General features: G+C 76.6%; 4 protein-coding genes. All 4 read left to right on the top strand.

The window, feature by feature from the left end; genetic code table 11:
* The first annotated feature begins 127 nt into the window (after positions 1 to 127).
* The 4 genes from ACFV61_RS15385 (at position 128) to ACFV61_RS15370 (ending at position 3,865) form a co-directional block, all read left to right on the top strand.
* Complete coding sequence (locus ACFV61_RS15385) at positions 128 to 358, top strand: hypothetical protein (RefSeq protein ID WP_380492042.1); 231 nt, start codon at positions 128 to 130, stop codon at positions 356 to 358.
* The gene (locus ACFV61_RS15380; RefSeq protein ID WP_380492040.1) at positions 355 to 1,797 is read left to right on the top strand and encodes a dihydrolipoyl dehydrogenase family protein; all 1,443 of its coding nucleotides are present in this window, start codon (positions 355 to 357) and stop codon (positions 1,795 to 1,797) included. Before ACFV61_RS15385 ends, ACFV61_RS15380 begins: the two co-directional genes overlap by 4 nt.
* A 138-nt stretch (positions 1,798 to 1,935) precedes the next feature.
* Entirely contained in the window at positions 1,936 to 3,030 is a 1,095-nt protein-coding gene (locus tag ACFV61_RS15375; protein ID WP_063346976.1) for a hypothetical protein, read from the top strand.
* Between the two features lie 73 nt (positions 3,031 to 3,103).
* Positions 3,104 to 3,865, top strand: coding sequence for a GNAT family N-acetyltransferase (locus ACFV61_RS15370; RefSeq protein ID WP_380492038.1), 762 nt, complete (start codon positions 3,104 to 3,106; stop codon positions 3,863 to 3,865).
* The last annotated feature ends 107 nt before the right edge of the window (positions 3,866 to 3,972 follow it).

Here is a 3,972-nt window from a genome sequence, read left to right as displayed (position 1 = left end):
GGCGTGCGGTGGGGTGTTGGTGCGCGCCCCCCCCGGTTGCGGGCGCGGGCGGGGCCGGGCGCGGCCCACCCGCCCCGCCCCCCGTCCGGCCGGGGGCCGGATCCCACAGGAAAGCGAGCCCCTGCGGATGCACGCGGAGCGCGAGAAGTGGCCGCTGGAGGCCGTTCGGGTCAGGCTCGGGTACGAGACGAACGGCAGCCACGGGCCGACCTCCCGGAAGGCCGCCCTCACCGGCGCCCTCGCCGACGCGCTGGACGACGCCCGGCGCGCCCGGCTGCTCGACGTCCGCGACCACACGCCCGTCACCCTCGCCCTGCGGGCCGGGGTGGCCATCGACAGCACGGAGGACCGGGTATGACCAGCACCGCCGAGGAGTACGACGTCATCGTCCTGGGGGGCGGACCGACCGGCGAGAACGTCGCCGACCGGACGGCCTCCGCCGGGCTGCGCACGGTGGTCGTGGAGGCCGAACTGGTCGGCGGCGAGTGCTCGTACTGGGCCTGCATGCCGAGCAAGGCGCTGCTGCGCCCGGTGGCCGCGCTGGCCGACGCCCGCGCGGTGGCCGGCTCCCGGGAGGCGGTCGGCGACCGGCGGCTGGACCCGGCCGCGGTGCTGGCCCGGCGGGACTCCTTCGCCTCGCACTGGAACGACGACGGCCAGGTGCAGTGGCTGCGGGACGCCGGCATCGAGCTGGTGCGCGGCCACGGCCGGCTGGCGGGCGTGCGGACCGTCACCGTGGAGGCCGAGGACGGCACCGAGCGGGTGCTCACCGCCCGGCACGCCGTCGCCGTGTGCACCGGCAGCCGTCCGGTGCTGCCCACGGGCGTGCGGGGGGGGGGGGAGCCCCCCCGGTGCACCACCGGGGCGGCCCCCCCCCCCCCGCCGGGGCCGGGGGGGGGGGGGGGGGGCGGGGGGGGCGGGGGGGGGGTGGAGCTCGCGACCGCCTGGCGGGCGCTCGGCTCCGAGGTGGTGCTGCTGGTGCGCGGCGACCACCTGCTGCCGCGGATGGAGCCGTTCGCGGGCGAGCTGGTCGCGGAGGGCCTGCGCGAGGCCGGGGTGGACCTCCGGTTCGGGACGGAGGCCACCGCGCTGGAGCGGGCGGACGGCGCCGGGCCGGTGGTCCTGACGCTCGGTGGCGGCGAGCGGCTGACCGTGGACGAGGTGCTGTACGCGACCGGACGGGCCCCGCGCACCGCCGACGTCGGGCTGGAGCAGGTCGGGCTGAAGCCGGGCGGCTGGCTGGAGGTGGACGACAGCTGCACCGTGCTCGGCGTCGACGGCGAGTGGCTGTACGCCGCCGGGGACGTCAACCACCGGGCGCTGCTCACCCACCAGGGCAAGTACCAGGCCCGGATCACGGGCTCGGCGATCGTGGCCCGCGCCCAGGGGCGCGCGCTGGACACCTCCCGCTGGGGCGCGCACGCCGCGTCGGCCGACAGCGCGGGCGCGCCGCAGGTCGTGTTCACCCATCCGGAGGTCGCCGCCGTCGGACTGACCCTGGCGGCGGCCGAAGGGGCCGGGCTGCGGGTCAAGGCCGTCGACCACGACTTCGGCGCCGTCGCCGGGGCCTCGCTGTACGGCGACCACTACCGCGGCCGGGCCAGGGTGGTCTTCGACCTGGACCGCGAGGTGCTGGTCGGCGCCTGCCTGGTCGGCCCCGGGGTCGCCGAACTGCTGCACTCGGCGACCGTCGCCGTGGTCGGCGAGGTGCCGATCGACCGGCTCTGGCACGCCGTGCCCTCCTACCCGACGATCAGCGAGGTGTGGCTGCGGCTGCTGGAGGGCTGCCGGGGGTGAGCCGGGCGGGTGAGCGTTCCTGACGAGAGAGCCTTCCGGGTGAGTGGGCGCGGCGAGATGTGGCCGCCGGTGGACGGCGGGACACTGGGCGGCGGGAGCCGTCCCGGGGGGCCGTACTCGTCACCAGGTGGTGTGGGCATGACCGAAGTGCTGTTGGCCGTCGGAACCGAGAAGGGCCTCTTTCTCGGCCGCAGCCGCGACCGGCTGGACTGGGAGTTCAGCGGGCCGCACTTCCGGATGAACGCGGTCTACTCCGTCTCCATCGACCGCCGCGACGGCCGCACCCGGCTGCTGGTCGGCGCCGACAGCAGCCACTGGGGGCCGTCCGTCTGGCGCTCCGACGACCTCGGCGCCACCTGGTACGAGCCGCCGCAGCCGGCGATCCGCTTCCCCGAAGCCACCGGCGCCTCGCTCACCCGGGTCTGGCAGCTCCAGCCGGCCGGCCCGGAGGCCCCCGGCGTCGTCTACGCCGGCACCGAGCCCGCGGCGCTGTTCCGCTCCGAGGACGGCGGCGAGACCTTCCGTCTGGTCGAGTCGCTCTGGAACCACCCGCACCGGACCGACTGGGGCGCCGGCTACGGCGGCCAGGGCCTGCACACCGTCGTCACCGACCCGCGCGACCCGCAACGGCTGCTGGTCGCCGTCTCCACCGGCGGCGTCTACCGCAGCAAGGACGGCGGCGACAGCTGGGAGCCCGCCAACACCGGTCTGCGCGCCGAGTTCCTCCCGGAGGAGGGCCAGTACCCCGAGTTCGGCCAGTGCGTGCACAAGATCGCCCCCGACCCCGTCGACCCCGACCGGCTGTACCTGCAGAACCACGGCGGCGTCTACCGCAGCGACGACTGGGGCGCGAGCTGGCGCTCCGTCGCCGACGGGCTGCCCGCCGCGTTCGGCTTCGCCGTCGCCGCCCACCCGCGCCGGGGCGACACCGCCTACCTGTTCCCGCTCGGCGGCGGGGACGACCGCATCCCACCCGGCCGCCGGTGCCGGGTCTTCCGCACCACCGACGGCGGCACCAGCTGGCAGCCGCTCGCCGACGGCCTGCCCGGCGAGGACCACTACGGCGTCGTGCTGCGCGACGCGCTGCGCACCGACGACGCCGAACCGGCCGGGATCTACTTCGGCAACCGGACCGGCGACGTCTACGGCAGCCACGACGAGGGCGAGAGCTGGTCACCGCTGATCTCCCACCTGCCGGACGTGCTCTGCGTCCGCGCCGCGGTGGTGGCCTGACAATTCGGTTGCCCCCGGGCGCGCTCTCGTCGACCATGACGGCGGACGAACGACCGTGCGAATGGGGCTGGGTGTGACCGAAACGAACTGGGTGATCGGGCGGAACGGCGAGGGCGTACCGGTGGTGCGCTACCTCCCGGGCGAGCGGGAGGGGCGGCCCTGGGCCGACCTGCTGGAGGTGGTGGGCGGGAGCGGCGGCACCGACCCGGTGGAGTTCGTCCGCACCGAGCTGGCCGGGTGGGTGGTCTCCGGGACCCCCGAGTTCGGCCTCGCCCTGCTGGAGCACGGCGCCACCGTGCTCCGGCACTCCCACGCCATGCGGCGCGACCTGGTCGCCGACCCGCCGCCCGCCGACTGGGCCGGGGCCCCGCTGCGCGGCGGCCTGCGGGCCGTGCCCTGCGACCGCGCGCCCGAGGACCTGTTCGAGGCCTGGCGGGCCGCGTTCGCCCCGGGGCACCCGGACCACTTCGCGGGCGACGACCGGCAGGCCCTGGCGCAGCGGATCGCCCCGCTGCTCGCCGGCGAGGTCATCGGGCCGGTGCTGCCGTCCAGCCTGCTCGCCGTGGACGCGCAGGACCGGGTGGTGGCCGGGCTCGTCCTCACCGACCGCGACGGCCTGCCGTGGATCGCCGACGTCTTCCGGCACCCGGAGCTCGGCTACCGGGGCCTCGGCGCGGACCTGCTGCGTCGCGCCGTCGCCGACGCCGCCGAACGCGGGCTCGTCGAGGTGCAGTTGGCCGTCACCGACGGCAACCCGGCCCGTCGGCTCTACGAGTCCCTGGGCTTCGAGGTGCTGAGCACCTCGCTGACCGTGATCGTGCCGGAAAAGGGCTGACGGCCACCGAATCCTGTCCGGCCGGGCTACGTGGTTCAGACCCCCTCCCGCCCGCCCGCCCCGCGCCCCCCCAAACGGCCGGCCCGCCACAGGACGGAGCAGACGCC

The sequence above is a fragment of the Kitasatospora sp. NPDC059817 genome, assembly GCF_042731835.1.
Lineage (GTDB): Bacteria > Actinomycetota > Actinomycetes > Streptomycetales > Streptomycetaceae > Kitasatospora.
This window is presented reverse-complemented; position numbering and strand designations above follow the sequence as displayed.